At 66.9% G+C, this 492-nt stretch carries 1 protein-coding gene; it reads right to left on the reverse strand.

Translation table 11 applies throughout. The annotated features are described in order from the left end of the window. Positions 1–78: 78 nt before the first annotated feature. Positions 79–444, reverse strand: a complete 366-nt coding sequence (locus ACFXIV_RS47280; RefSeq protein WP_379421502.1) for an ankyrin repeat domain-containing protein — start codon at positions 442–444, stop codon at positions 79–81. Positions 445–492 lie beyond the last annotated feature (48 nt).

Raw genomic sequence — 492 nt, forward strand, 5'->3', positions numbered from 1 at the left:
GTGACAGCTACGAGAGTCGTGCCTCTCAGGGGCTTCGGGGGCGAAGCCCCTGAGAGGCACGAGAGTTGGTTGGTCACCCTACTTGTCGAACAGCGCCAGATACTTGGTCTGCCCGAACATCTCGGCCGCGTCGCGCGCGGACGGGCTGCCCGCGTTCGGATCGGCCCCGGCCGCGAGCAGGGCGTGGACGATCTCGTCCGAGCCCTTGAAGACCGCGCCGGACAGCGGGGTCTGGCCCTTGTCGTTGCCGAAGTTGGGGTCCGCCTTGCGTTCCAGCAGGGCGTTCACCGCCTCCGGGTGCGAGTAGTAGGCGGCCAGCATGAGCAGCGTGTCGCCATTGTCGTTGGTCAGGTTCACCGGCACCCCGGCGTCGAGGTACGCGCCCAGGGTGGCGGCATTGACTGGAGCCCGCTGAGCAGGTCCAGCGGTTGTGGGAGTTCTGATGCACCAGAATGGGTGCAGGAGGACGAGATCACGACATGGCGCGACGAC

This window comes from Nocardia sp. NPDC059236 (assembly GCF_042754085.1).
GTDB lineage: Bacteria > Actinomycetota > Actinomycetes > Mycobacteriales > Mycobacteriaceae > Nocardia.